Origin of the sequence: Demequina lignilytica, from assembly GCF_030418375.1 — a bacterium.
Classification (GTDB): Bacteria; Actinomycetota; Actinomycetes; order Actinomycetales; family Demequinaceae; genus Demequina; species Demequina lignilytica.
Genome location: NZ_JAUHPZ010000016.1, coordinates 1 through 23,635 on the forward strand (window position 1 = coordinate 1; position 23,635 = coordinate 23,635).

General features: G+C 70.7%; 22 protein-coding genes and 3 tRNA genes. 17 read left to right on the plus strand and 8 right to left on the minus strand.

Annotation, left to right across the window (positions count from 1 at the left end; genetic code table 11):
* The first annotated feature begins 106 nt into the window (after window positions 1-106).
* The 5 genes from QQX13_RS13545 (at window position 107) to purM (ending at window position 5,143) form a co-directional block, all read left to right on the plus strand.
* On the plus strand, window positions 107-1,093 hold the full coding sequence (locus tag QQX13_RS13545; RefSeq protein ID WP_436968585.1) for a carbohydrate ABC transporter permease: 987 nt from the start codon (window positions 107-109) through the stop codon (window positions 1,091-1,093).
* Window positions 1,093-2,013 (plus strand): carbohydrate ABC transporter permease, encoded by a 921-nt coding sequence (locus QQX13_RS13550; protein WP_301120847.1) that lies wholly within the window; start codon window positions 1,093-1,095, stop codon window positions 2,011-2,013. The genes QQX13_RS13545 and QQX13_RS13550 overlap by 1 nt, the downstream gene beginning before the upstream one ends.
* A gap of 164 nt (window positions 2,014-2,177) precedes the next feature.
* Window positions 2,178-2,528, plus strand: coding sequence for a hypothetical protein (locus QQX13_RS13555; protein WP_301153651.1), 351 nt, complete (start codon window positions 2,178-2,180; stop codon window positions 2,526-2,528).
* Window positions 2,525-4,030 carry an amidophosphoribosyltransferase gene (purF, locus tag QQX13_RS13560; protein WP_301153652.1) on the plus strand — a complete coding sequence of 502 codons (1,506 nt, stop codon included), beginning with the start codon at window positions 2,525-2,527 and terminating at the stop codon, window positions 4,028-4,030. Before QQX13_RS13555 ends, purF begins: the two co-directional genes overlap by 4 nt.
* 3 nt (window positions 4,031-4,033) lie before the next feature.
* Window positions 4,034-5,143: a phosphoribosylformylglycinamidine cyclo-ligase gene (purM, locus tag QQX13_RS13565; RefSeq protein WP_301153654.1), complete on the plus strand. Its 1,110-nt coding sequence runs from the start codon at window positions 4,034-4,036 to the stop codon at window positions 5,141-5,143.
* Window positions 5,144-5,233: 90 nt separating this feature from the next.
* Here the strand turns inward: purM and QQX13_RS13570 are convergent, their stop codons facing one another.
* A complete protein-coding gene (locus QQX13_RS13570) occupies window positions 5,234-5,407 on the minus strand; it encodes a DUF3073 family protein (RefSeq protein WP_301120839.1) in 174 nt (57 codons plus the stop codon).
* Window positions 5,408-5,695: 288 nt separating this feature from the next.
* Here QQX13_RS13570 and QQX13_RS13575 point away from each other — a divergent pair, with 288 nt between their 5' ends.
* The 3 genes from QQX13_RS13575 (at window position 5,696) to QQX13_RS13585 (ending at window position 7,459) form a co-directional block, all read left to right on the plus strand.
* Complete coding sequence (locus tag QQX13_RS13575) at window positions 5,696-5,893, plus strand: BldC family transcriptional regulator (RefSeq protein ID WP_301120837.1); 198 nt, start codon at window positions 5,696-5,698, stop codon at window positions 5,891-5,893.
* A 100-nt stretch (window positions 5,894-5,993) separates the two neighbouring features.
* Window positions 5,994-6,518 (plus strand): methylated-DNA--[protein]-cysteine S-methyltransferase, encoded by a 525-nt coding sequence (locus tag QQX13_RS13580; RefSeq protein ID WP_301153655.1) that lies wholly within the window; start codon window positions 5,994-5,996, stop codon window positions 6,516-6,518.
* Complete coding sequence (locus tag QQX13_RS13585; protein ID WP_301153657.1) at window positions 6,515-7,459, plus strand: DMT family transporter; 945 nt, start codon at window positions 6,515-6,517, stop codon at window positions 7,457-7,459. The genes QQX13_RS13580 and QQX13_RS13585 overlap by 4 nt, the downstream gene beginning before the upstream one ends.
* 6 nt (window positions 7,460-7,465) lie before the next feature.
* Here QQX13_RS13585 and QQX13_RS13590 read toward each other — a convergent pair whose 3' ends face one another.
* The 4 genes from QQX13_RS13590 to QQX13_RS13605 form a co-directional block, all read right to left on the minus strand.
* Entirely contained in the window at window positions 7,466-7,849 is a 384-nt protein-coding gene (locus QQX13_RS13590; protein ID WP_301120831.1) for a phage holin family protein, read from the minus strand.
* Between the two features lie 123 nt (window positions 7,850-7,972).
* A tRNA-Phe gene (locus QQX13_RS13595) sits at window positions 7,973-8,048 on the minus strand.
* 60 nt (window positions 8,049-8,108) lie between these two features.
* Window positions 8,109-8,182 (minus strand) — tRNA-Asp (locus tag QQX13_RS13600).
* A 62-nt stretch (window positions 8,183-8,244) separates the two neighbouring features.
* Window positions 8,245-8,317 (minus strand) — tRNA-Glu (locus QQX13_RS13605).
* Window positions 8,318-8,538: 221 nt separating this feature from the next.
* Between QQX13_RS13605 and QQX13_RS13610 the strand changes: the two genes are divergently transcribed.
* Both QQX13_RS13610 and QQX13_RS13615 read left to right on the plus strand, forming a co-directional pair.
* Window positions 8,539-8,889: a metallopeptidase family protein gene (locus QQX13_RS13610; protein WP_301153658.1), complete on the plus strand. Its 351-nt coding sequence runs from the start codon at window positions 8,539-8,541 to the stop codon at window positions 8,887-8,889.
* Between the two features lie 67 nt (window positions 8,890-8,956).
* A complete protein-coding gene (locus QQX13_RS13615) occupies window positions 8,957-10,222 on the plus strand; it encodes a glycoside hydrolase family 1 protein (protein WP_301120826.1) in 1,266 nt (421 codons plus the stop codon).
* Window positions 10,223-10,277: 55 nt separating this feature from the next.
* On the opposite strand, the gene QQX13_RS13620 is transcribed toward QQX13_RS13615, so the two are convergent.
* The 3 genes from QQX13_RS13620 to galK all read right to left on the minus strand — a co-directional run bounded on the left by QQX13_RS13620 (window position 10,278) and on the right by galK (window position 13,912).
* Window positions 10,278-11,540: a uracil-xanthine permease family protein gene (locus QQX13_RS13620; RefSeq protein WP_301120824.1), complete on the minus strand. Its 1,263-nt coding sequence runs from the start codon at window positions 11,538-11,540 to the stop codon at window positions 10,278-10,280.
* A 163-nt stretch (window positions 11,541-11,703) separates the two neighbouring features.
* A complete protein-coding gene (gene galE / locus QQX13_RS13625; RefSeq protein ID WP_301153660.1) occupies window positions 11,704-12,678 on the minus strand; it encodes a UDP-glucose 4-epimerase GalE in 975 nt (324 codons plus the stop codon).
* Between the two features lie 67 nt (window positions 12,679-12,745).
* Window positions 12,746-13,912 carry a galactokinase gene (gene galK, locus QQX13_RS13630; RefSeq protein ID WP_436968584.1) on the minus strand — a complete coding sequence of 389 codons (1,167 nt, stop codon included), beginning with the start codon at window positions 13,910-13,912 and terminating at the stop codon, window positions 12,746-12,748.
* A gap of 343 nt (window positions 13,913-14,255) precedes the next feature.
* Here galK and QQX13_RS13635 point away from each other — a divergent pair, with 343 nt between their 5' ends.
* The 7 genes from QQX13_RS13635 (at window position 14,256) to QQX13_RS13665 (ending at window position 23,633) form a co-directional block, all read left to right on the plus strand.
* On the plus strand, window positions 14,256-15,227 hold the full coding sequence (locus QQX13_RS13635; protein WP_301153662.1) for a LacI family DNA-binding transcriptional regulator: 972 nt from the start codon (window positions 14,256-14,258) through the stop codon (window positions 15,225-15,227).
* A 288-nt stretch (window positions 15,228-15,515) separates the two neighbouring features.
* The gene (locus QQX13_RS13640) at window positions 15,516-16,226 is read left to right on the plus strand and encodes an L-ribulose-5-phosphate 4-epimerase (RefSeq protein ID WP_301153664.1); all 711 of its coding nucleotides are present in this window, start codon (window positions 15,516-15,518) and stop codon (window positions 16,224-16,226) included.
* On the plus strand, window positions 16,223-17,737 hold the full coding sequence (gene araA, locus QQX13_RS13645) for an L-arabinose isomerase (RefSeq protein WP_301120816.1): 1,515 nt from the start codon (window positions 16,223-16,225) through the stop codon (window positions 17,735-17,737). The genes QQX13_RS13640 and araA overlap by 4 nt, the downstream gene beginning before the upstream one ends.
* A 765-nt stretch (window positions 17,738-18,502) precedes the next feature.
* Entirely contained in the window at window positions 18,503-19,669 is a 1,167-nt protein-coding gene (gene chvE / locus QQX13_RS13650; protein WP_301153666.1) for a multiple monosaccharide ABC transporter substrate-binding protein, read from the plus strand.
* A gap of 79 nt (window positions 19,670-19,748) precedes the next feature.
* Window positions 19,749-21,293, plus strand: a complete 1,545-nt coding sequence (mmsA, locus tag QQX13_RS13655) for a multiple monosaccharide ABC transporter ATP-binding protein (RefSeq protein WP_301120812.1) — start codon at window positions 19,749-19,751, stop codon at window positions 21,291-21,293.
* Entirely contained in the window at window positions 21,290-22,468 is a 1,179-nt protein-coding gene (gene mmsB / locus QQX13_RS13660) for a multiple monosaccharide ABC transporter permease (RefSeq protein WP_301120810.1), read from the plus strand. Before mmsA ends, mmsB begins: the two co-directional genes overlap by 4 nt.
* A gap of 151 nt (window positions 22,469-22,619) precedes the next feature.
* Window positions 22,620-23,633: a LacI family DNA-binding transcriptional regulator gene (locus tag QQX13_RS13665; RefSeq protein ID WP_301120808.1), complete on the plus strand. Its 1,014-nt coding sequence runs from the start codon at window positions 22,620-22,622 to the stop codon at window positions 23,631-23,633.
* Window positions 23,634-23,635 lie beyond the last annotated feature (2 nt).

Consider the following 23,635-nt stretch of genomic DNA (forward strand, 5'->3'; position numbering starts at 1 on the left):
GCCGACATCCCCTCCCCGGGGGCGCGCGGGCGGCCCCCCCCCCGCCCGGCGCTCGCCGAACCGGAAGGAATCAACGATGACGGTCCTCGCTGATCTCTCGGCCGGCATGCTCCGGACCGAGAGCTTCTGGATCGACCAGGGCAGCAAGCTGGGGTTCGCGGCCATCGCGATCGTGGTGTTCCTCGCGATCGTCGGCCTGGTGATGTTCCTCGCGGACAACGCGCCCAAGCGCGGCCGCGACGTGATCCAGCTCCTGCTCTTCGTCGCTCCCGCGCTCCTGCTGCTCGCGGCCGGCATGATCTGGCCCGCTCTCCAGACCATCTGGCAGTCGGTCACGTCGAAGGCCGGCGAGTTCGTCGGCCTCGACAACTTCGTCACCATCTTCACGGACCCCACCATGCAGGTGGTGATGAGGAACACCATCGTCTGGGTGATCTTCGTGCCGACGTTCTCCACGATCGTCGGTCTCGCCTACGCGCTCTTCATCGACCGCTCGCGCGGGGAGAAGATCCTGAAGTCGCTGGTGTTCATGCCCATGGCGATCTCGTTCGTGGGAGCCTCGATCATCTGGGGCTTCATGTACACGTACCGGTCCGAGGGCTTCCCGCAGATCGGTCTGCTCAACCAGATCCTCGTGTGGCTGGGTCTCTCGCCCTACCAGTTCGTCGAGACCCCGCCCTGGAACACGTTCTTCCTGCTCGTCGTGATGGCGTGGATCCAGACCGGTTTCGCGATGGTGGTCCTCTCGGCCGCCATCAAGGGCGTGCCGGCCGAGATCGTGGAGGCGGCCGAGCTCGACGGCGCGACGGCCTGGCAGCGCTTCCTCAACGTGACGCTGCCGTGGATCCGGGGCTCGCTCGTGGTGGTGGTCACCACCATCACCATCTCGACGCTGAAGGTCTTCGACATCGTCCGCACCATGACCGGCGGCCAGTACAACACGTCGGTCGTGGCCAACGAGATGTACACGAGGGCGTTCCGCCTCAACCAGCCGGAGATCGGCGCCGCGCTCGCGGTGCTGCTGTTCGTGCTGGTCCTGCCCATCGTCGTCTACAACATCCGCGTCCTGCGAGCGCACAAGGAGGCCCACTGATGAGCGCTGCAGTAGCCCCCGAGCCCACCGTGGCCGCGCCGCCGGAAGGCAAGACCAAGCGGGTCAAGAAGCGACTGACGTCCAGGACCGCCACGTTCTTCGCGATCCTGATCGCGACGCTGTGGACCATCCCGACGTTCGGCCTCTTCATCTCGTCCTTCCGCCCGCGGCAGGACATCAACAACTCGGGCTGGTGGACCATGATCACCAACCCGAGCTTCACCTTCGACAACTACGTCACAGTGCTGTCGAGCTCGGGCGCCTCGTCCGCGAGCCTCGGCGTGTACTTCGTGAACTCGATCGTGATCACGCTGCCGGCGGTCGTGTTCCCCGTGACCCTCGCGCTGATGGCCGCGTACGCGTTCGCGTGGATCCCCTTCAAGGGCTCCTCGTGGCTGTTCGTGCTGGTCTTCGCCCTGCAGATCGTGCCGCTCCAGATGGCGCTGATCCCGCTGCTGAAGATCTTCAACTACCCGTGGCTCGACATCGGCGGGACGTTCCCAGCGGTGTGGATCGCGCACACCATCTTCGGCCTGCCGTTGCAGATCTTCCTGCTGCACAACTTCATCTCGGAGATACCCCGGGACGTCATGGAGGCGGCCAAGGTGGACGGCGCGAACCACGCGCAGATCTTCCGCCGCGTGGTGATCCCCCTGTCGGTGCCGGCGATCGCCTCCATGGTGATCTTCCAGTTCCTGTGGGTGTGGAACGACCTGCTGGTCGCGCTGGTGTTCTCCGGTGGGACGGCGAAGACCGCACCGATCACGCAGCGCGTCGCCGAGTTCGCGGGCACCCGCGGCAACCAGTGGGAGCTGCTGACATCGGCCGCGTTCATCGCGACCATCGTGCCGCTGATCGTGTTCTTCGCGCTGCAGCGGTACTTCGTGCGCGGCCTGCTGGCGGGATCCACCAAGGGCTGACGCTCAGGACGAGGGGGACAGGCGGGGCCCGGGTCGGGGGAGACCGGGCCCCGCCGCTCGTCTCCGGACGATGCGTGGGACCGGTGGCGTGGCATCGTCCGGCCGTGCGCGCACGGCCCCGCGGCCCGCTCCTGTCGTGCGTGCACGTCGCCTAGACTGTGGGCGTGAGCGACGCCCCCGAGAACGACGCCCCGGACCACCGCGCCCAGGACGTGTTCCCCGAGCCGACGCCGGTCGACCCCGCGGACGATGCCGACCGCCTGGTGATCCCGGCGCACGTGCGCACCTCGCCCCGGTTCGGCCGCATGATCGGCACCGGGGTCGGCGTCGGCATCGTCGCCGCGATGATCCTCGCGCTGGTGCTGCCCAACTCGACCGGCACCGGCCACTTCCTGGTGTTCCTGCTCCTCGCGCTCGGGCTCAGCCTGCTGGGCGCCCTGATCGGCGGCGCGCTGGCCACGGGCCTCGACCGACCGTACCGTCCCGCCCGCACCGACCGTGGAGCCCAGTCATGACCCGACGTCCCGACGGCACCCCCCTCACCCCCCGCCGCGGCGGGGACGGCATGCTCGGCCACGAGCTGATGCCCGGCGAGAAGGGCCCGCAGGACGCCTGCGGAGTGTTCGGCGTCTTCGGCCCGGGCGAGGAGGTCGCGAAGCTCTCCTACTTCGGGCTCTACGCGCTGCAGCACCGCGGCCAGGAGTCCGCCGGCATCGCGACCTCGAACGGCGACAGCATCCTCGTGTTCAAGGACATGGGCCTCGTGTCGCAGGTGTTCGACGAAGGCTCGCTGGAGGCGCTCCAGGGCCACATCGCGGTGGGTCACACGCGGTACTCGACCACGGGCGCCTCGGTGTGGGCGAACGCGCAGCCGACCCTGGGCCCGACCGCGCACGGCACGGTCGCGCTCGGCCACAACGGCAACCTCACCAACGTCCAGCGGCTGCTGGAGCTGCTGATCGAGCGCGAGGGCATGGCGAAGCGCCTCGACCTCAAGGGCGGCAAGTGCACCGACACCGCGATCGTCACCGCGCTGCTCGGCTCCGACGGCTACGAGAGCCTCGAGGACGTGGCGATCGACCTGCTGCCGTCGCTCGAGGGCGCCTACTCGCTGGTGTGGATGGACGAGCACAAGCTCTATGCCGCCCGCGACCCGCAGGGCATCCGGCCGCTGGTGCTGGGCGAGCTGCCGTCGGGCGGCTGGGTGGTGGCGTCCGAGACCGCGGCGCTGGACATCGTGGGCGCCCGCCAGGAGCGCGAGGTCGAGCCCGGCGAGATGCTGATCATCGACGAGTCCGGGGTCCGGTCGCGCCGCTTCGCGGAGGCCGACCCCAAGGGCTGCATCTTCGAGTACGTCTACCTCGCCCGCCCCGACACGACCATCGCCGGCCGCTCCGTGCAGATGGCGCGCCTCGAGATGGGCCGCGCGCTCGCGAAGGAGCACCCCGTCGAGGCGGACCTGGTGATCCCGGTCCCCGAGTCGGGGACCCCGGCCGCGGTCGGCTACGCGCAGGGCTCCGGCATCCCGTTCGCGCAGGGCCTGGTGAAGAACTCGTACGTGGGACGCACCTTCATCCAGCCCTCGCAGACGCTGCGCCAGCTGGGCATCCGCCTCAAGCTCAACCCGCTGCGCGAGGTCATCGCCGGCAAGCGCCTCGTGGTGGTCGACGACTCGATCGTGCGCGGCAACACCCAGCGCGCGCTGGTCGCGATGCTGCGCGAGGCCGGCGCGGCCGAGGTGCACGTGCGCATCTCCTCGCCGCCGGTCCAGTGGCCGTGCTTCTACGGCATCGACTTCCCGACGCGGGACGAGCTCGCCGCCGTGGGGCACACCATGGAGGAGGTGCGCCGGTCGATCGGCGCCGACTCCCTGGGGCACATCTCGCTCGAGGGCATGCTCGCGGCGACCGAGCAGGCCGAGTCGCGCCTGTGCACCGCGTGCTTCACCGGGACCTACCCCGTCGAGCCGCCCGTCGCCGCCCGTCACCTGCTCCTGAGCCAGCCCGCGGAGGCCTGAACCATGACCGAGACCGAGGGCATCACCTACGCCGCCGCCGGCGTCGACACCGAGGCCGGGGACAAGGCCGTCGAGATGATGAAGGCGGCGGTCGCCAAGACCCACGGACCCGAGGTGCTCGGGGGCGTGGGGGCCTTCGCCGGCCTGTTCGACGCCTCCGCGCTGCTGTCCTACGAGCGGCCGCTGCTCGCGTCGTCCACGGACGGCGTCGGCACCAAGATCGTGATCGCGCGCGCCCTCGACGTCCACGACACGATCGGCCAGGACCTGGTCGCGATGGTGGTCGACGACATCGTCGTGTGCGGCGCGAAGCCGCTGGTCATGACCGACTACATCGCGTGCGGCAAGGTGGTGCCCGAGCGCATCGCCGACATCGTCCGCGGCATCGCCGAGGGCTGCGAGATGGCCGGCGTCGCGCTGGTGGGCGGCGAGACCGCCGAGCACCCCGGCGTCATGGAGCCCGACGACTACGACGTCGCCGGCGCCGCGATCGGCGTGGTCGAGGCCTCGGCCCTGCTGGGCCCGGAGCGCGTGGCCGCCGGCGACGTGGTCGTGGCCATGGCCTCCTCGGGCCTTCACTCCAACGGCTACTCGCTGGTCCGCTCCGTGGTCCGCCACGCGGGCTGGGAGCTGTCGACCACGATCCCCGAGCTCGGCCGCACGGTGGGCGAGGAGCTCCTCGAGCCGACCCGCATCTACTCGCGCCTCTGCGTCGACCTGGCGGCCTCCGTCCCGGGCCTGCGCGCGTTCTCGCACGTGACCGGCGGCGGCCTCGCGGCGAACCTCGCGCGCGTGCTCCCGCGCGGGCTCGCGGCGACGGTGGCGCGCGACGCCTGGGACCTGCCCGCCGTCTTCTCGGTGGTCCAGGGCGCGGGCGCGGTGCCGTGGAACGACCTGGAGTCGACGCTCAACATGGGGGTCGGCATGGTCGCCGTGGTGGCGCCGGACGACGCCGACGCCCTCATCGCATCGTCCGCCGCGGCCGGCGTGCCCGCCTGGACGCTCGGCAGCGTGGTGCAGGACCCGGCGCTGCCGGTCGGCCCCGACGTGGTGCGCGGCGCCAAGGGCGTCGACGGTGGCTCGGTGCTGCTGTCGGGGGCCTACCGGGCCTGAGGCCGCGCTCCGACGCGCCCGGTCACGGGCGTGGGGCCGGCGCGTGCACGGCTGGGGTGATGCGGGAGTCGAGCGGCGGGCTCGACGAGGTCAGTCCTCGTCCTCGGCCCAGCGGTCGTAGTACTCCTCGCCTTCGTCGGACGGCTTGGCGGCGTCGCGCGAGATCAGCTCACGCTCCAGGTCACGCAGGTCAGCACCGTGCTGCGTGTACTTGAGCTGGCGTGCGATCTTCGCGTCCTTTGCCTTCTGACGGCCCCGCCCCATGTCGCCGTCCCTTCCGCTCGCGGCGGGCGCGCGTGTCTCGCGGGCCCCGCGTCATGAGTCCTGCCCTACTTTACAACCTCCCCCGCACCCCTCGCGACCTCCTCCCGCCCATGCCCGGGTCGGTATCGCGGCACGCACGTGGACACGTTCACACGACACGAATGTGACATAAATCGCATATAACGGAAATCTGCGTGGAACCGCGTCATAATCGGTACTGCTGAGGCTCTCACCTTGCAGCCCGCCCTCCCCCGGGGCGGACGTCACATCGACTGAGGGATGACGAACATGACTGAGACCGTCCACGAGCCCGAGAAGCTGCTGACCCCGTCGGAGGTGGCCGCGATCTTCCGCGTCGACCCCAAGACGGTCACGCGTTGGGCGAAGGTCGGCAAGCTCTCCTCCATCCGTACGCTGGGCGGCCACCGCCGCTTCCGCGAGGCCGAGGTGCAGGCGCTCCTCGCCGCCGCCCAGGAGGGGCGCTGACCTCACCGGTCCATCCGGGCCGATCCGCACGCTGAGGTGCGGTCGGCCCCCCTCACGGACCCGGTGCCCGCGCGTCGGACCTGGGGCGTAGCCTGCTCCCATGTCCGTCCCCCCGTTGATCGCGTGCGCGATCGACACGCCGTTCGGCAACCTCCACGTCGTCGCGTGTCCTGAGGACGATGCGGTGCGCGCCGCGGGCTTCGGCGCCCGTGCCGAGGTGCTCGCCTGGCTGCCCGCCCGGCTGACGTCCCGGGGGGTGCGGACCGGCGCGATCCCCGTGGCGGCTGCGGCCGTCGACGCGTGGCTCGCCGGGGACGGCGACGCGCTCGCGACGGTGCCCGTCGCGCAGGACGGGGGACCGTTCTCGCAGGAGGTGTGGTCGCTCGTGCGCGAGGTGCCGGCGGGCTCCACCGCGACCTACGGCGAGATCGCCCGGCTCGCGGGCCGGCCCCGCGCCGCGCGCGCGGTCGGCACGGCGTGCGCGCGCACCGCGATCTTCCCGTTCGTGCCCTGCCACCGCATCGTCTCCGCCGCGGGTCCCGGCCGCGACGCCGGCTTCCGATCCGGGCTCCGGGAGGCGATGCTCGCGCTCGAGGCGCCCCGCGCCGCGGGAGCGCGACGGTGACCGCGGCACCCGCGCGGGCGTGGCTGCCCGCGTTCGTCGTCGCGGCGCTGACCTGGGGCTCCAGCTTCCTCTTCATCTCGATCGCGCTGCGCGGCCTCGCGCCGTCGCAGGTGGGCTTCGGGCGCGTGCTCATCGGCGCGGTGGTGCTGTGGCTGATGCTGCTGGTGACCCGGCGCCGGCCCCGGCTCACGGGGCGCGACGTGGGGGCGATCGCGGTGGTCGCGATCGGCATGTCGGTGGTCCCGTTCGTGCTGATTCCGCTCGCGCAGCAGCACATCACCTCGATCCTCGCGAGCCTGCTCAACGCGACCACGCCGCTGTGGACGGCGCTGTTCGTCGCGCTGCTCATCCCTCATGAGCGGGCATCCCGGGCCCAGGTGGTCGGCCTGCTGATCGGCGCCGGCGGCATCGCGGTCCTGCTGGGCGCGTGGAACATCGACGGGGTGCCGTTGCTGGGAGCGGCGCTGATGCTCGGCGCGACCGCGTGCTACGGCATCGGCTCGACCCTGTCCCGCAGGCTGCTCGCCCGCGTCTCGGAGGGACCGACCGCGCTCTCGGCGGTCCAGATGGCGGTGTCCGCGCTCATGCTGCTGCCGGTGGCGCTGATCTCGCCCGCGCCCGCGCCGGGGACCCTCGACGTCTCGTCGGAGGTGCTGTGGGGGCTGCTGGCGCTCGGCGTGCTCGGCACGAGCTTCACGTACGTGCTGTTCTGGCGCGTGGTGAAGCTCGCCGGGGCGACCACGGCCGCGTCGGTCACCTACGTGGTGCCGGTGGTGGCGACCACGCTCGGCGTGCTCGTGCTCCACGAGGAGCTGCTGTGGCACGAGCCGGTGGGCGCCGCGGTCGTGCTCGGCGGCGTCTGGCTCGCGCAGCGGGCGCCGCGGGCGAGGCCGTCGGGTCAGGGAGCCGCCGTCGCTGCGGTCGCCGACGACCGGCCGTAGGGTCCGTCAGTCGACGAGCGGCAGCGCGGCCTTGATGTTGTCGATCGACTGCTGCGGCGTCAGATCCTTGTTCTTCTTGATCATGCTGGCGCCGATCCCGGCGAGGATCAGGATGATCAGCAGCATCGCGCCGCCGACGGTGAGCGCGGCGAGCCAGGCGGGCCACACGGTGGCGAGCCCGAGGATCGCCGCCGTGATCAGGACGCCCAGGAGGAAGAAGCCGATCGCGGCGGCGGCGACGAGCAGGCCGACGCCGATGCCGATGCCCTTGAGCTTGGCGGCGGTCTCGACCTTCGCGCGCTCGTACTCGGTCTTGACGACGCCGATGATGCGGCCCACGAGGCCCGCGACGATGGCGTTCACGAAGTAGCGGCCGAAGTTGTCAGGCATGCGGAACCTCCTCGAAGAGTCCTGCCTAGTCAAGCGCTAAGTGCGGCACCGACGCAAATGTTGGCGCGGCGCGGGCGGGAACGACGACGGCCCCCGGAGGTGATCCTCCGGGGGCCGTCGTGGTGGTGGCTCCGACGGGCGTCGATCCCGTGACCTCACGATTTTCAGTCGTGCGCTCTACCAACTGAGCTACAGAGCCTGGCGCAGGGGCGTCCCCCCACTGAGACGAAAGCCCCTCGGGTGAGGGGCTCGCGTACCGCGACCCTGACGGGACTTGAACCCGCGACCTCCGCCGTGACAGGGCGGCGCGCTAACCAACTGCGCTACAGGGCCTTGTGAATCTCGCAGATGCGAGCAAGACGTATGAAGTTTAGACCATCCACGGACCGACTCCGTACCCCCAACGGGATTCGAACCCGTGCTACCGCCGTGAAAGGGCGGCGTCCTAGGCCGCTAGACGATGAGGGCTCGTCCCACGCAAGGTGTCCGTGCGTCAAGACCTAGAGAATCATAGGGGCAACGCAGGGAAAAAGCGAATCCGGCCCCACGCCGCCCGCGCCGCATCGTCGGACCCCGGGCCCGCGCCTCGTCCGCGCCTCGTCTCCCGCTCCCGCCGGGACGCTCAGGACTGCTCTCGGGGCCTGCGCGTGCCCCACGGGACACGCAGGACCGCATGGCACCCTGGTCGCATGGTGCAGATGAGCCTGGAGGACTTCGAGTCCGCCGTCGACGACGCGCTCGACTCCATCCCCGACCGGCTGCTCGACATGGTCGACAACTGCGTGATCCTGGTCGAGGAGGAGCCCGAGGGCGACGACCCGGAGCTGCTGGGGCTGTACGACGGCATCGCGCTCACGGACCGCGGGGACATGTGGGGCGGCGACCTGCCGGACCGCATCCTCATCTACCGGGGCCCGCTGCAGCGCATGTGCGAGTCCGAGGAGGAGCTGCGCGAGGAGATCGCGATCACCGTGGTCCACGAGATCGCCCATCACTTCGGCATCGACGACGACCGCCTGCACGAGCTCGGCTGGGGTTGACCGGCCAGGACGGGCCGCTCGTCCGGGGATAGCCTGAAGGACAGGACCGGACGCGAAGGAGCGGACCATGGACCACACGGAGCCGGCCGGCGCCGGCGACACCCTGCAGGACTTCGGCCCCGTCCCCGCCGGCTGGGTGTGGGGCACCGCGACGGCCGCCCACCAGATCGAGGGCGGCAACGTGGGCAACGACTGGTGGGACTGGGAGCACACCCCCGGCAGCGGCACCCGCGAGTCCAGCGGCGACGCGTGCGACTCGTGGCATCGCTGGTTCGAGGACCTCGAGCTGGTCAAGGCGATCGGGCTCGACGCCTACCGCTTCTCGCTGGAGTGGAGCCGGATCGAGCCGGCGGAGGGCGAGTTCTCGATCGCCGCCCTCGAGCACTACCGCGCGATCCTGCTCGCGGCGCACGAGCTGGGGCTCCGGGCCTCGGTGACCCTGCACCACTTCACGACGCCGCGGTGGATGGCCGCGCAGGGCGGATGGTCGAACCCGCTGGTGGTCGAGCGCTTCCAGCGCTTCGCCGACATCGCGGCCCAGCACCTGGGCGATCAGATCGACATGGCGGCCACCCTCAACGAGCCGAACGTGGTGGCGCACGCGGGCTACATCGGCGGCCAGTTCCCGCCGGGCCGGCCGCACGACTGGGAGGGCTTCCGCCAGGCGTCTCGCCACCTGCTGCTCGGCCACCTGGCGGCGCGCGAGGCGTTGCGCGCCGGGCCCGGGGACTTCCCCGTCGGCCTCACGCTGGCGCTGCCGGACACGGTCCTGCACGCGGACGGCGACCTCACGAGCCCCGGCGAGCGGGTCACCGACCTGCGCCCCGACGGCCCGCGCGGCGAGCTCGGCTGGCTCACGGCCGGCCAGTACCTCGACGCGGCCCGGGACGACGACTACATCGGGGTCCAGACCTACTTCACGGAGCACGTCGGCCCCGACGGCGCCGAGCTGCCGCTGCCGTCCGGTGAGCGGGTCACCCAGATGGGCTGGCCCTTCACCCCCGAGGCGCTGGGCGCCTCGGTGAGGGTGGCGGCGGAGGTCGCGCGCGTCCCGGTGATCGTCACGGAGAACGGTGTGGCGGCCGCGGAGGACGCCGAGCGGATCGAGTACTACTCCCGGTCCCTGCGGTCGTTGCGCGCGGCGATGGACGACGGCGTCGACGTCCGCGGCTTCTTCGCCTGGAGCCTGCTGGACAACTTCGAGTGGGCCCTGGGCTTCGAGCCCACCTTCGGCCTGGTCGAGGTGGATCCGGTGAGCTTCGCGCGGTCGTCCAAGCCGTCCGCCGCCTGGCTGGGCGGCCTCGCCCGCGCGAGCCGCGGCGCGCACGTGTGACGGGACGATGCGGGGGAGCCGTCCGCGCGGACGGCACCCCCGCATCGTCCTCGCGTCAGCGCGCGGCCCCGCGCCAGCGCGCGACGAGCGCCATCAGGTGGTAGGTCACCAGGGCGGCCGCGGTGCCCAGCGCGATGCCCTCGAAGGTCATGTCGCCCGCCACCCAGACGAAGTTCGCGGCGCCCACGATCAGCGCGATGCCTGCGGGCATGAGGGTGACGGGGTTGCCGAAGTCGACGTTGCCCTGCACCCAGATGCGGGCCCCCAGAACCGCGATCATGCCGAAGAGCACCAGCGCGAGCCCGCCGAGGACGCCGCCGGGGGTGGCCGCGATCAGGGCGCCGAACTTGGGGCTGAGGGAGAGGAGCATCGCGAAGGCGGCCGCCACCCAGTAGGCGGCGGTCGAGTAGACGCGGGTCGCGGCCATGACGCCGATGTTCTCGGCGTAGGTCGTGGTGCCGGAGCCGCCGCCGAGGCCCGCGACGGTGGTGGCGAGGCCGTCCGCCAGGAGTGCGCGGCCGGTGACGGGGTCGAGGTTGTCGCCGGTCATCGCGGCGACGGACTTCACGTGGCCGATGTTCTCCGCGACCAGCACCAGCACCACCGGCACGAACACCGCGAGCACGGTGAGGTCGAACCGGGGCGTGTGGAGCTCGGGGAGGCCGAACCAGGCGGCGTCCTTCACGGCGGAGAGGTCGTACTCGCCGCGGATCGCCGCGACGATCCCGCCGACGACCGCGCCCAGGAGGATCGACAGACGGCCCAGGATGCCGCGGAACGCGACGGTGATCACCAGCACGGACAGCGCGGAGACCAGGGCGGTGACGGGGGACGAGCCGAACATGGCCTTCGCGGTGCCGGCGAGGTTGAGCCCGATGAGCATGACGATCGATCCGGTGACCACGGGGGGCATCGTCACCTCGATCCACCGGGTGCCGGCCAGGTGCACCACCACGCCGACCACCGCGAGCAGCACCCCGGTCATGACGATGCCGCCCATCGCGACTCCCATGCCGCCGGACGCCATCGCGACGCCGATCGGGGCGATGAACGCGAAGCTCGACCCCAGGTAGCTGGGGAGGCGGTTGCCGGTGACGAGCAGGAACAGCACCGTGCCGATCGCGGAGAAGAACAGGGTGGTGCTCGGCGGGAAGCCCGTGAGCACGGGCACCAGGAAGGTGGCGCCGAACATCGCCAGCACGTGCTGGGCGCCGATCCCGATGGTGCGCGGCCAGCTCAGCCGCTCGCGCGGCGCGACGGTCGCGCCGGGGGACACCGACCTCCCGTCGCCATGCAGGGTCCAGGACATCAGTGCCATCACGGCTCCTTCGCGGTGCGCTCCACCGGCTGCACGACCGTGCCCGCCTGGGGCGAACCTAGCGCCGGCCCCGCGAGTCGGGCGGGGCCGGAGGTCCCGCTCCGCGCCGCGCGCCTCCGTGCGGAGCGATCCGACGGGGGAGGGTGCCGAGGGGAGGGGGCGCTCAACCCTTCGGGTGCGCCGCCCAGGCCGACTCGACCATCTGCGTCACGGTGTGCCGGTTCGCCCAGCCGAGATCCCGCGCCGCGAGCTCGCCCGTCGCGACGATGATCGCCGGGTCACCCGCGCGGCGGGGGCCGATCACGGCCTCCTGCTCGCAGCCGGTCGCCGCGATGATCGCGTCGACGATCTCCTTGACGGACGTCCCGGCGCCCGAGCCGAGGTTGTAGACGAACTCGACCGGCTCGCCCGCGTCGAGGCGCTGCGCGGCCACCACGTGCGCGGCCGCGAGGTCGCTGACATGGACGTAGTCGCGGATGCACGTGCCGTCGGGCGTGGGGTAGTCGGTGCCGTTGATCTGGGGCGCCCGGCCGGCCTGGATCGCGCTGAACACCTTGGGGAACAGGTTGTGAGGCGAGGCGTCGTAGATGTCCGCGTACCCGGACCCGACCACGTTGAAGTAGCGCAGGTTGGTGGCCGTCAGCGGGGCGCCGGCCATCGCGGTGGCGCGCATCTGGTCCCGGATGAGCCACTCGCCGATCAGCTTGGTCTCGCCGTAGGGCGACTCGGGCGAGGTGGGCGTCTCCTCGGTGACGATCTCGGTGGGCGGGGTCCCGTACGCGCCTGCGGAGGAGGAGAACACGAGCGACGTGACGCCCGCGGCCGCCATCGCGTCGAGCAGGCAGCCGGTGCCCTCGACGTTCTGGCGGTAGGTGTGGACCGGCAGCTTCACGGACTCGCCGGCGTACTTGTACCCGGCGCAGTGGATGACCCCGACGACGCCGTGCTCGACGAGCGCCGCGGTCACGGCGGCGGTGTCGAGGATCGAGGCGCGCACGAACGGCACGTCGTCGGGGACGAAGCTCTCGATGCCGCTCGACAGGTCGTCGAGCACCACGGGCGCGATGCCCGCATCGATGAGGGCGCGGACCACGTGCGAGCCGATGTAGCCGGCGCCGCCGGTGACCATCCAGGACATGGGTTCTCCTTCTGGGGGACGATGCGAGGGTCGGGGGACGATGCGAGGGTCCGCTGCGAGCGGGGCGTCAGAGGTCGCGGTGCGCGCCGTCCGACGGGTTCACCACGAACACGATAGGTGCGGTGAACCCGGCGTCGGCGAAGGCCTGCTCGACCGCGTGGCCGACCTCCTCTGCGCGGTTGGCGTCGATGAGCGCGATCGCGGCGCCGCCGAAGCCGCCGCCGGTCATGCGGGCGCCGATCGCGCCGTTGGCGAGGGCGGTCTCGACCGCGAGGTCGAGCTCGGGCACGGAGATCTCGAAGTCGTCGCGCATCGAGGCGTGGGACGCGACCAGCAGGTCGCCGATCGCGCGCGGGCCGTCCTTCGCGACCACCTCGGCGGTGCGCGCGACGCGAGCGTTCTCGGTCACCACGTGCTTGACGCGGCGGAAGGTCACGTCGTCCAGCACCTCCGCGGCCCGGGGCAGGTCGCCCTCGGTGAGGTCGCGCAGCGAGCCGACGCCCATCGCGGAGGCGCCGTCCTCGCAGGAACGGCGGCGCTCGCCGTAGCCGCCGGTGGCGTGCTCGTGGTGGACGCGCGTGTCGATGACCAGCAGCTCGAGGTCCTCGTCGCCGAAGTGCAGCGCGACCGGATCCGCGGTCTCGGCGCGCACGTCGATGAGCACGCCGTGGCCCGCGACGCCCATGAGCGAGGCGGTCTGGTCCATGTTTCCGGTGGGGGCGCCCACGGCGCCGTTCTCCGCGAGCTGGCAGATGTAGATGAGCTCGCGGCGGCTGAGGCCCAGCTCCCAGAGGTCGTTCACGGCGAGCGCGACGGCGCACTCGATCGCGGCTGAGGACGAGAGCCCCGCGCCCAGCGGGACGTCGGAGGTGAGGAGGATGTCGAAGCCGGTGCGGCCCGTGAGGTCGACCCCCCGCTCGCCCATCGCCCACAGCACGCCGAAGACGTAGGCCGACCAGCCGTCGACGTGCTCCGGGCCCAGCGCGTCGAGGGAGGCCTCGGCGGCGTCGGGCATCGCGCCCGAGCGCACCGAGACGATGCGGTCCTGGCGGGGCGAGACCGCCGCCCAGGTGCGGCGCTCGATCGCGAAGGGGAACACGAGCCCGTCGTTGTAGTCGGTGTGCTCGCCGATGAGGTTGACGCGGCCCGGGGCCGACCAGACGCCCACGGGGCGGGCGCCGTGCACGTCCGCGAACGCGGCGGCGGTGGACTCGGGCGAGGGGATGTCGATCACGGTTCCTCCTGGGTGGGGCGGGCGGCGGAGCGGATCCGCCGCCATGCCTCCCATGCTTCCATGCGCGGGGGCGTGACGCGCGGCGCGTGGCAGCGGTCGGGGGTCGAAATGTTTGCGTAAACATACTAGCGCGCGAGGCGCCGAGGCGGAACGGGACGTAGGCCCCGTCGCGATCCCGGGCACGCCGCGCCGCCGGGCGTGCATGGGTCCTGAGGGTCATCGGGCGAGGGCCCCGCGTGGGCTACTCTGAGGCCGGGGCAGGGTCCGCCCGCGGCGTGCGCCGCCGGCGGCAGGCACGCGGGTGTGGAGGTAGAACGTGGCCAAGGGTTCTCGCGGCCCGAGCATGCACGACGTCGCGGCGCGCGCGGGCGTGTCCCACCAGACCGTCTCCCGCGTGCTCAACGACTTCCCCGGCATCCGCCCGGAGACGCGCGAGAAGGTGCTCGAGGCGATCCGCGAGCTCGGCTACCGCCGCAACATGGCGGCGCGGGCGCTCGCGACGGGTCGCTCCGAGGTGATCGGCGTGATCATGCCGGAGGTGCCCCACTTCGGCCCCACCAGCACGCTGTACGCGATCGAGCACGCCGCCAAGCGGGCGGGGTTCAAGCCGCTGGTCACCACGGCCTCGTGGGACGCGGAGTCGATGGGCCAGGCGCTCGACTTCCTGCTGGCGCGATCGGTCGACGCGCTCGTGGTGATGGCGCAGCACCCCGCCATGCTCGACGCGGTGGACGAGACCACCGACGTCCCCGTGCTGTTCGCGCTCACCGGCAACTCCCACGGCGAGCGGTCGGTCGCCGTCGACCAGGTGGCCGGCACGCGGCTCGCGCTCGACCACCTCTACGAGCTCGGGCACCGTCGCTTCCAGCACATCACCGGCATCACCGGCCTGACCGAGGCCCAGCTGCGGCGCGACACGTTCACCGCGTTCCTCGACGAGCACGGCCTCGAGCGCCTGCCGATCCTCGAGGGCGACTGGAGCGCCGACGCGGGCTACCGCGCGGGGCTCGCGGTGGAGGAGGGCGTGACGGCGCTGTTCTGCGCGAACGACCCGATGGCCGTGGGGGCCATCCACGCGCTCGAGGAGCGCGGGCTCGAGGTGCCTCGCGACATCTCCGTGGTGGGCTTCGACGACGTCCCGGAGGCGGCCTACTCCCACCCGGGCCTCACGACGGTGCATCAGGACTTCACGGAGGTCGGCCTGCGTGCCGTCGCGCTGCTCATCGGCGCGATGAACGGCGAGCCGCCGTCGGCCCCGGCGCCGGTCGAGCCGTGGCTCGTCGTGCGCGCCTCCACCGGACCCGCGCCGGCCTGAGCCGGCCCGTCCGCCGGACGTCCCGCATCGTCCGGCGCGGAGCGCGACCCGTGCCCGCATCGTCCCTCTGCGACCCTGCCCGGGGCCTCCGCGTCGGCTAGCGTGGGAGGGGACGGACGGCGACGTGGCCGGGCCGGGACCATCGACCTGGACGCGTGCGGCGGCCGGGCATGTTAACGTTAAAGCACTCGTCACACACCACGCGGCAACGGGGCCAGCACCCTCGGACGAACCACCCGGTCCGGTGGCCCCGCGGCGCTCAGGCACCCATCGGAAGGAGTCACCACCGTGACCAGCTTCACCACCGACCAGGTCCAGGCGATCCGGCGCAGCCGGGAGAGGGTCGCCAAGCTGCACGGCGAGCTCACCCGCTACGGGCTCGTCGTCTGGACCGGCGGCAACGTCTCGGAGCGGGTGCCCGGCACCCAGCACTTCGTCATCAAGCCGTCGGGCGTCGACTACGACGACCTGACGCCGGACAACATGATCCTGTGCGATCTCGACGGCACCGTGGTCCCGGGCTCGGCGGGTTCGGAGAACAACCCGTCGTCCGACACGGCCGCGCACGCGTACGTGTACCGCGCGATGCCGCACGTGGGCGGTGTGGTCCACACCCACTCCACCTACGCCACCGCGTGGGCGGCCCGCAACGAGCCCATCCCGTGCCACATCACCGGCATGGCCGACGAGTTCGGCGGCGAGATCCCGGTGGGCCCGTTCGCGATCATCGGCGACGACTCGATCGGCCGCGGGATCGTGGCCACGCTCGAGGGCCACCGCTCGCGTGCGGTGCTCATGGCCAACCACGGCGTCTTCACCATCGGCAAGGACGCGCGCGACGCCGTCAAGGCCGCGGTCATGTGCGAGGACGTCGCCAAGACCACCCACATCGCGCGCCAGGGCGGCGCGCTGGTCGACATCCCCGAGGGCAAGATCGACGCCCTCTTCGACCGCTACCAGAACGTCTACGGACAGAAGCCGCAGGGAGGCATCGCGTGACCAGCATCGTTCCCAACCTCGCCGACTACGAGGTCTGGTTCCTCACCGGATCCCAGACCCTCTACGGCGACGAGGTCCTCAAGCAGGTGGCCGACCAGTCCACCGAGGTGGTCGAGACGCTGAAGGCGTCCGGAGCGATCCCGGTGTCGCTGGTGTGGAAGCCCGTCGTGAAGTCGCGCGACGAGATCCTGGACACGATCATGGCGGCCAACGCCGACCCCAAGGTCATCGGCGTCATCACCTGGATGCACACCTTCTCTCCCGCGAAGATGTGGATCTCGGGCCTCAACGCGCTGCAGAAGCCGCTGCTGCACCTCGCCACGCAGGCGAACCGCGAGCTGCCGTGGGCGACCATCGACTTCGACTTCATGAACCTCAACCAGGCCGCGCATGGTGACCGCGAGTACGCGTACATCGAGTCGCGCCTCGGGGTGCCCCGCACCACGGTGGTGGGCCACCCGTCGACCCCGGCCGTGTCCGAGCGCATCGCGGTGTGGTCGCGCGCCGCCGCCGGCCGCGCCGCCGCCAAGAACCTCAAGGTCGCGCGCTTCGGCGACAACATGCGGTTCGTCGCCGTCACCGAGGGAGACAAGACCGAGGCCGAGGTCAAGCTGGGCGCCCAGATCAACACCTGGGGCATCAACGAGCTCGCGGCCAAGGTCGCCGAGGTCACCGACGCCGAGGTCGACGCGCTCATCGACGTGTACCTCGCGGAGTACGAGGTGGTCCCCGAGCTGCTGCCCGGCGCCGAGCGCCACCAGTCGCTGCGGGACGCGGCGGCCATCGAGGTCGCGCTCCGCTCCTTCCTGGTGGAGGGGGGCTTCCAGGCCTTCACCGACACCTTCGAGGACCTGGGCGAGCTCAAGCAGCTGCCCGGCCTCGCCGTGCAGCGCCTCATGGCCGACGGCTACGGCTTCGGCGCCGAGGGCGACTGGAAGACCGCGATCCTGGTGCACCTGTGCGCCGTGATGGGCGCGGGCCTGCCCGGCGGCTCCTCGCTCATGGAGGACTACACGTACCACCTGGTGCCCGGCGAGGAGCTGTCGCTCGGCGCGCACATGCTCGAGGTCAACCCGGCGCTGTCCTCGAAGAAGGCCCGCCTCGAGATCCACCCGCTCGGCATCGGAGGCAAGGAGGACCCGGTCCGCCTGGTCTTCACCGCCGACGCCGGACCGGCCGTCGTGGTGGCGCTGTCCGACATGCGCGACCGCTTCCGCCTGGTGGCGAACGTGGTCGACAACGTGGACCTCCCCGAGCCGATGCCGAACCTGCCGGTCGGGCACGCGGTGTGGAAGCCCCGCCCCGACTTCACCACGGCGGTCGCGTCGTGGCTGCAGACCGGGGGAGCGCACCACACGGCGATGTCGACGCAGATCGGCGTCGATGTGATCAAGGACTTCGCGAAGATGGTCGGCATCGAGCTGCTCGTCATCGACGAGGACACCACGTACGAGGGATTCGAGCAGCAGATCCGCTGGAACAACGCGTACTACTCCATGGGCGGTCGCTGACCTCCCTTCTGCCCGGACGGCCGACCGCCGTCCGCCTCCTCCCTGGACGGCCCGATCGCGCTCAGCGCGGTCGGGCCGTCCGGCGTCTGGCGCGGGTGGACGATGCGCGGGTGACCGCGCCCTGCCGAGATGGACGGTGCGTGGGCGACCGCTCTCGCTGGCGCCTCTGACCGCGCCTCTGGGCGAAATGGACGATGGGTGCCCGAAACACCGCGGTTTCGGGCACCCATCGTCCATCTCGGCGATCAGCGCGCGGCGGGGCGGACGTGGTGGGGGGGCGCGGACGGGACGGGACCTGGCGGTGCGGGGGTGCAGCCGGGCGCGATCCCGGGGCGGGACCTGGCGGTGCGGGGTGCCGCCGTGCGCGATCCTCGGGTCGCGCCGCCACGCAAGCGAGCGACCCCCCTTTTGGTGCGTTGCGGCGACAGTGCGGACGGCCCGACGAGGCACTCGGCTGGACGCCGCGGCGCGGCCCGGATCGCCCCGTACGCCCGCGCGGCCGGGGCCGACGGAGCGACCCGGGCGAGGCCCGCCTCCGCGCGCCGCGCTCCCATTACAACGTTGAAGACAGTACGAGTCAGGTGCCAAATAGATCTGTGAGCGCTCCCAGTCGCAACCGAAATCCCTGGTAGACATATTTAATTCAACCGTTGATGGTCGTGTAACCACATCGTGATTCCGGACGTTTGACGCGATGTGTGAACGCAAACAAATATGGGACCGCACGGTCGGCGACGGCGCTGACCGGTATCTCGAGGAGGAGATATGAAGTTCAGGAAGTTCCTGGCTGCGGGTGCCGGCGCGGCGCTCGCGTTCACCCTGGCGGCCTGCTCCGGCGGCGGCGCGGGCAGCGAGACCGACAGCACCGGCGGTGGTGACGGCGGCGAGATGACCGAGGGTGGCCTCATCGGCGTCGCGATGCCGACCGAGACCTCGGAGCGTTGGATCGCTGACGGTGACGCCGTCAAGTCGGGTCTCGAGGCGGCCGGCTACGAGGTCGACCTGCAGTTCGCGGCCGACGACATCCCGACGCAGCAGCAGCAGATCGACAACATGATCACCAACGGCGCCGACGCGCTGATCGTGGCCTCGATCGACGGCACCACGCTCTCCGGCCAGCTGGCCGCGGCGGCGGAGGCCGGCATCCCGATCATCTCGTACGACCGCCTGATCAACGAGACCGAGAACGTCGACTTCTACGTCAGCTTCGACAACTTCGAGGTCGGCGTGCAGCAGGCGAGCTCGCTGCTCGTGGGCCTCGGCGTCCTCGACAAGGACCTGAACGAGACCGGTGACGAGGGCCCGTACAACATCGAGCTGTTCGCCGGTTCGCCCGACGACAACAACGCCGGATTCTTCTTCAACGGCGCGATGTCGGTGCTCCAGCCCTACATCGACTCGGGCGTCCTGTCCGTGCCGTCGGGCCAGACCGCCTTCGACCAGGTCGCCACGCTGCGCTGGCTGCAGGAGACCGCTCAGAAGCGCATGGAGGACATCCTCACGGCCACCTACGTGGGCACCGACACCACGCTCGACGGCGTGCTGTCGCCCTACGACGGCCTGTCGCGAGGCATCCTCAACGCGCTCGAGTTCACGGGTGGCTACCCCGCCACCATCGCCGAGGGCATGCCGATCGTGACCGGCCAGGACGCCGAGATCGCGTCCGTCAAGCTGATCGCCGACGACGTCCAGTTCTCGACGATCTTCAAGGACACCCGCAAGCTCGCGGAGCAGTCGGTCACGGCCGCCATCGCGTACCTGAACGGTGAGGAGCCCGAGGCGAACAACACCACGGACTACGACAACGGCGTGAAGATCGTGCCGTCGTACCTGCTCGAGTCGGACATCGTGTACGCCGACAACATCCAGGAGCTGCTGATCGACTCCGGCTACTGGACCGAGGACGAGGTCGCCTCCGGCCAGGCCTCCTGATCCATCGGTGATGCCGGCCCCTCACGGGGCCGGCATCACCCCCTCCCTCCAACCCCCTCTCACACCCAGGAGGTGAGACATGGCCGAGCACATCCTTGAGATGCGGAAGATCACGAAGACCTTCCCGGGCGTCAAGGCGCTGTCCGACGTCGAGCTCAGCGTGTTCGACGGCGAGATCCATGGCATCTGCGGCGAGAACGGCGCCGGCAAGTCCACGCTGATGAAGGTCCTCTCCGGCGTCTACACGTACGGCACCTACGAGGGCGACATCGTCTTCGACGGCGAGGTCCAGCAGTTCCACTCGATCCCCGACTCCGAGGAGAAGGGCATCGTCATCATCCACCAGGAGCTGGCGCTGATCCCCTACCTGTCGGTGGCGGAGAACATCTTCCTCGGCAACGAGCGCCGCGGCAAGAACGGCATGATCGACTGGAACGTCACCAATCACGAGGCCATGAAGCTGCTCGACCGGGTGGGGCTCAAGGAGAACCCGATCACCCCGGTCAACCAGCTCGGCGTCGGCAAGCAGCAGCTCATCGAGATCGCGAAGGCGCTGTCCAAGGACGTGCGGCTCCTCATCCTCGACGAGCCCACCGCCGCCCTGAACGACGACGACTCGGAGCACCTGCTCCAGCTCCTGCGCGTCCTCAAGGAGGAGCAGGGCATCACGTCGATCATGATCTCGCACAAGCTCAACGAGATCGCCGAGATCTGCGACCGGACCACGATCATCCGCGACGGTCACACGATCGAGACCTTCGAGATGACCCGCGACGCCGGCATCCAGGACCGCATCATCCGCGGCATGGTCGGACGCGACCTCACGAACCGCTACCCGAGCCGTGAGCACGTGATCGGCGAGGAGGTCATGCGGGTCGAGGACTGGAACGTCTACCACCCGACCCAGCCGGGCCGCATCGTCGTGGAGAACGCCAACTTCAGCGTCCGCAAGGGCGAGGTGGTCGGCATCGCCGGCGTCATGGGCGCGGGGCGCACCGAGCTGGCGATGAGCCTGTTCGGCCGCTCGTACGGCCGCGACATCACGGGCAAGGTCTTCATGCACGGCGAGGAGGTGCACATCACCGACGTCTCGTCGGCGATCAAGCACGGACTCGCCTACGCCACCGAGGACCGGAAGCGCTACGGGCTCAACCTGATCGACGACGTCCGCCGCAACATCTCCTCGGCCGCGCTGTTCAAGCTGTCGAAGCGCGGTTGGGTGAACGGTAACAAGGAGATCAAGGTCGCGGAGGAGTACCGCGGCTCGATGAACATCAAGACGCCCACGGTCATGCAGACCGTCGGCAACCTCTCCGGCGGCAACCAGCAGAAGGTGGTGCTGTCGAAGTGGATCTACTCCGACGCTGAGGTGATGATCCTCGACGAGCCGACCCGCGGCATCGACGTGGGCGCGAAGTACGAGATCTACACGATCATCAACCGCCTGGTCGCGGCGGGCAAGGCCGTCATCATCATCTCGTCCGAGCTGCCTGAGCTGCTCGGCACGTGCGACCGCATCTACACGCTTGCGTTCGGGCGCGTCACCGGAGAGGTGCCCGTGGCGGAGGCGACCCAGGAGAAGCTCATGACACTCATGACCCAGGAGAAGGAGGTCCGGGCATGACCGGCACCACGAGCGTCAAAGATCTGTTCACCAAGAATCTGAGGACGTCCGGCATCTACATCGCCTTCGTGGTGATCGTGGGACTGTTCGCGATCCTCACGGGTGGCACCTCGCTCAGCCCCATGAACGTCACCAACCTGGTGCTGCAGTACTCCTACATCCTGATCCTCGCGATCGGCATGGTCATGGTGATCATCGCGGGCCACATCGACCTCTCGGTCGGATCGGTCGTGGCGGTGACAGGCGCGGTCTCGGCCGTGCTGGTGATCAAGTACGACATGCCGTGGTGGGTGGGCGTGCTCGCCGCGCTCGGCTGCGGTGTGCTGATCGGTGCCTGGCAGGGCTTCTGGGTGGCGTTCGTCGGCATCCCGGCGTTCATCACCACGCTGGCGGGCATGCTCATGTTCCGCGGCCTCACCCTGCTGGTGCTGAACAACACCTCGCTCTCGCCGTTCCCGGAGCCGTACCGCAACATCGCGGCAGGATTCCAGAACGGGTTGCTAGGAGGAGCCGGGTACGACGTATTCACCCTGGTGGTGTTCGCGCTCGCCGTGGCCGGCTACTTCTTCTCGGCCTGGCGCACGCGCCGCTCGCAGATCGCCTACGAGCAGCCCGTCGTCGCGTTCCCGCTGTTCATCCTGCAGCTGGTCCTGGTCGCGGCCGTGGTCATGTGGTTCGCCTGGCAGCTCGCCTCCGCGCGCGGCCTCCCGAACGTGCTGATCATCCTCGCGGTCCTGATCATCGCGTACTCGCTGGTCACCACCCGCACGGTGTTCGGTCGCCACGTCTACGCGATCGGCGGCAACCTCGCGGCGGCGATGCTCTCCGGCGTGAAGGTCAAGTGGGTCAACTTCGGCGTCATGCTCAACATGGGCATCCTCGCCTCGGTGGCCGGCGTGGTCTTCTCGGCCCGATCGAACGCGGCACAGCCCGCGGCCGGAAACATGTTCGAGCTCGACGCGATCGCCGCCTGCTTCATCGGTGGAGCGGCGGTCACCGGTGGTGTCGGTCGTGTGACCGGCGCGATCGTCGGTGGTCTGATCATGGCGGTGATGTCGAACGGCATGCAGCTCATGGGCGTGCCGCAGTCGGTGCAGTCGGTGGTGAAGGGCCTGGTGCTCCTCCTCGCCGTCGCGTTCGACGTGTACAACAAGCGCCGCGCGGGCGCCCGCTGACGCGGACCGCGCATCCACGAGGGGCCTCGGGCGACCGGGGCCCCTCGTGCCGTCCCCGGGCAGGGACGATGCGCATGGTCCCCGCCGCGTCGGGTGCGGCTGGGAGCGCGGACAGGCCATACTGCGGTGAGAGGTCAAGAGAGGTCGACACGTGAGCAGCACACGCGGGCGGCGCCCCACCATCGACGATGTGGCGCGCGAGGCGGGGGTGTCCCGCGGGACGGTGTCCCGGGTCCTCAACGGCGGCCATTGGGTGTCCGAGCCGGCGCGCGAGCAGGTCGAGCGCGCCATCCGCGCCACCGGCTACCGCGTCAACCCCCACGCGCGCAGCCTCGCGACGAGCCGCACGGGCTCGGTGGGCTTCCTCCTCAACGAGTCCTACGAGCGGTTCTTCGCGGACCCGAACTTCCTGCTGATCCTGCGCTCCTGCGCGGATGCCCTCGCGGCGCAGGGCATGACGCTCATCATGATCATGGCCGACAGCAAGGACGAGCGGCGGCGCGCCTCCGACTACATCACCGGCGGCCACGTCGACGGCGTGCTGGTCGTGTCCTCGCACCGCGACTCGTCGGAGTTCCTCGCGACCATCCTCGAGGCGCAGCTCCCGGTGGTCGCGGCGGGGATCCCGCTGGGCTTCGAGGACCGGGTCGCGTACGTGGGCGCGGACGACGAGGGCGGCGCGCGCACCATGATGGAGCACCTCGCGCGGTCGGGGCGCACCCGGATCGCGCACATCGCCGGTCCGCAGGACACCTCGGGCGGCACGGGACGGCTGCAGGCGTACCGTGAGGCGCGGGGCGATGCGTTCGACGAGGCGTGGGTCGGCTACGGCGACTACTCGCGGGCGTCCGGGGCGGCCGCGATGGCGACCCTGCTGGACCGGGGGCTCGACATGGATGCGGTGTTCTGCGCGAACGACGCGATGGCCGCCGGCGCCCTCGACGTGCTCCACGAGCGCGGCGTCGACGTGCCGGGACGGATCGCCATCGCGGGATTCGACGATGCGACGCTGGCGTCCCGCACCACGCCGGCCCTGACGACCGTGCGCCAGCCCTTCGACCGGGTGGGCGAGGAGATGGTGCGGCTGCTGCTCGACGAGATCGCGGGGCGGTCGGCTGCCCAGGTCACGCTGCGCACCGAGCTCGTGGTGCGCGACTCGGCCTGAGG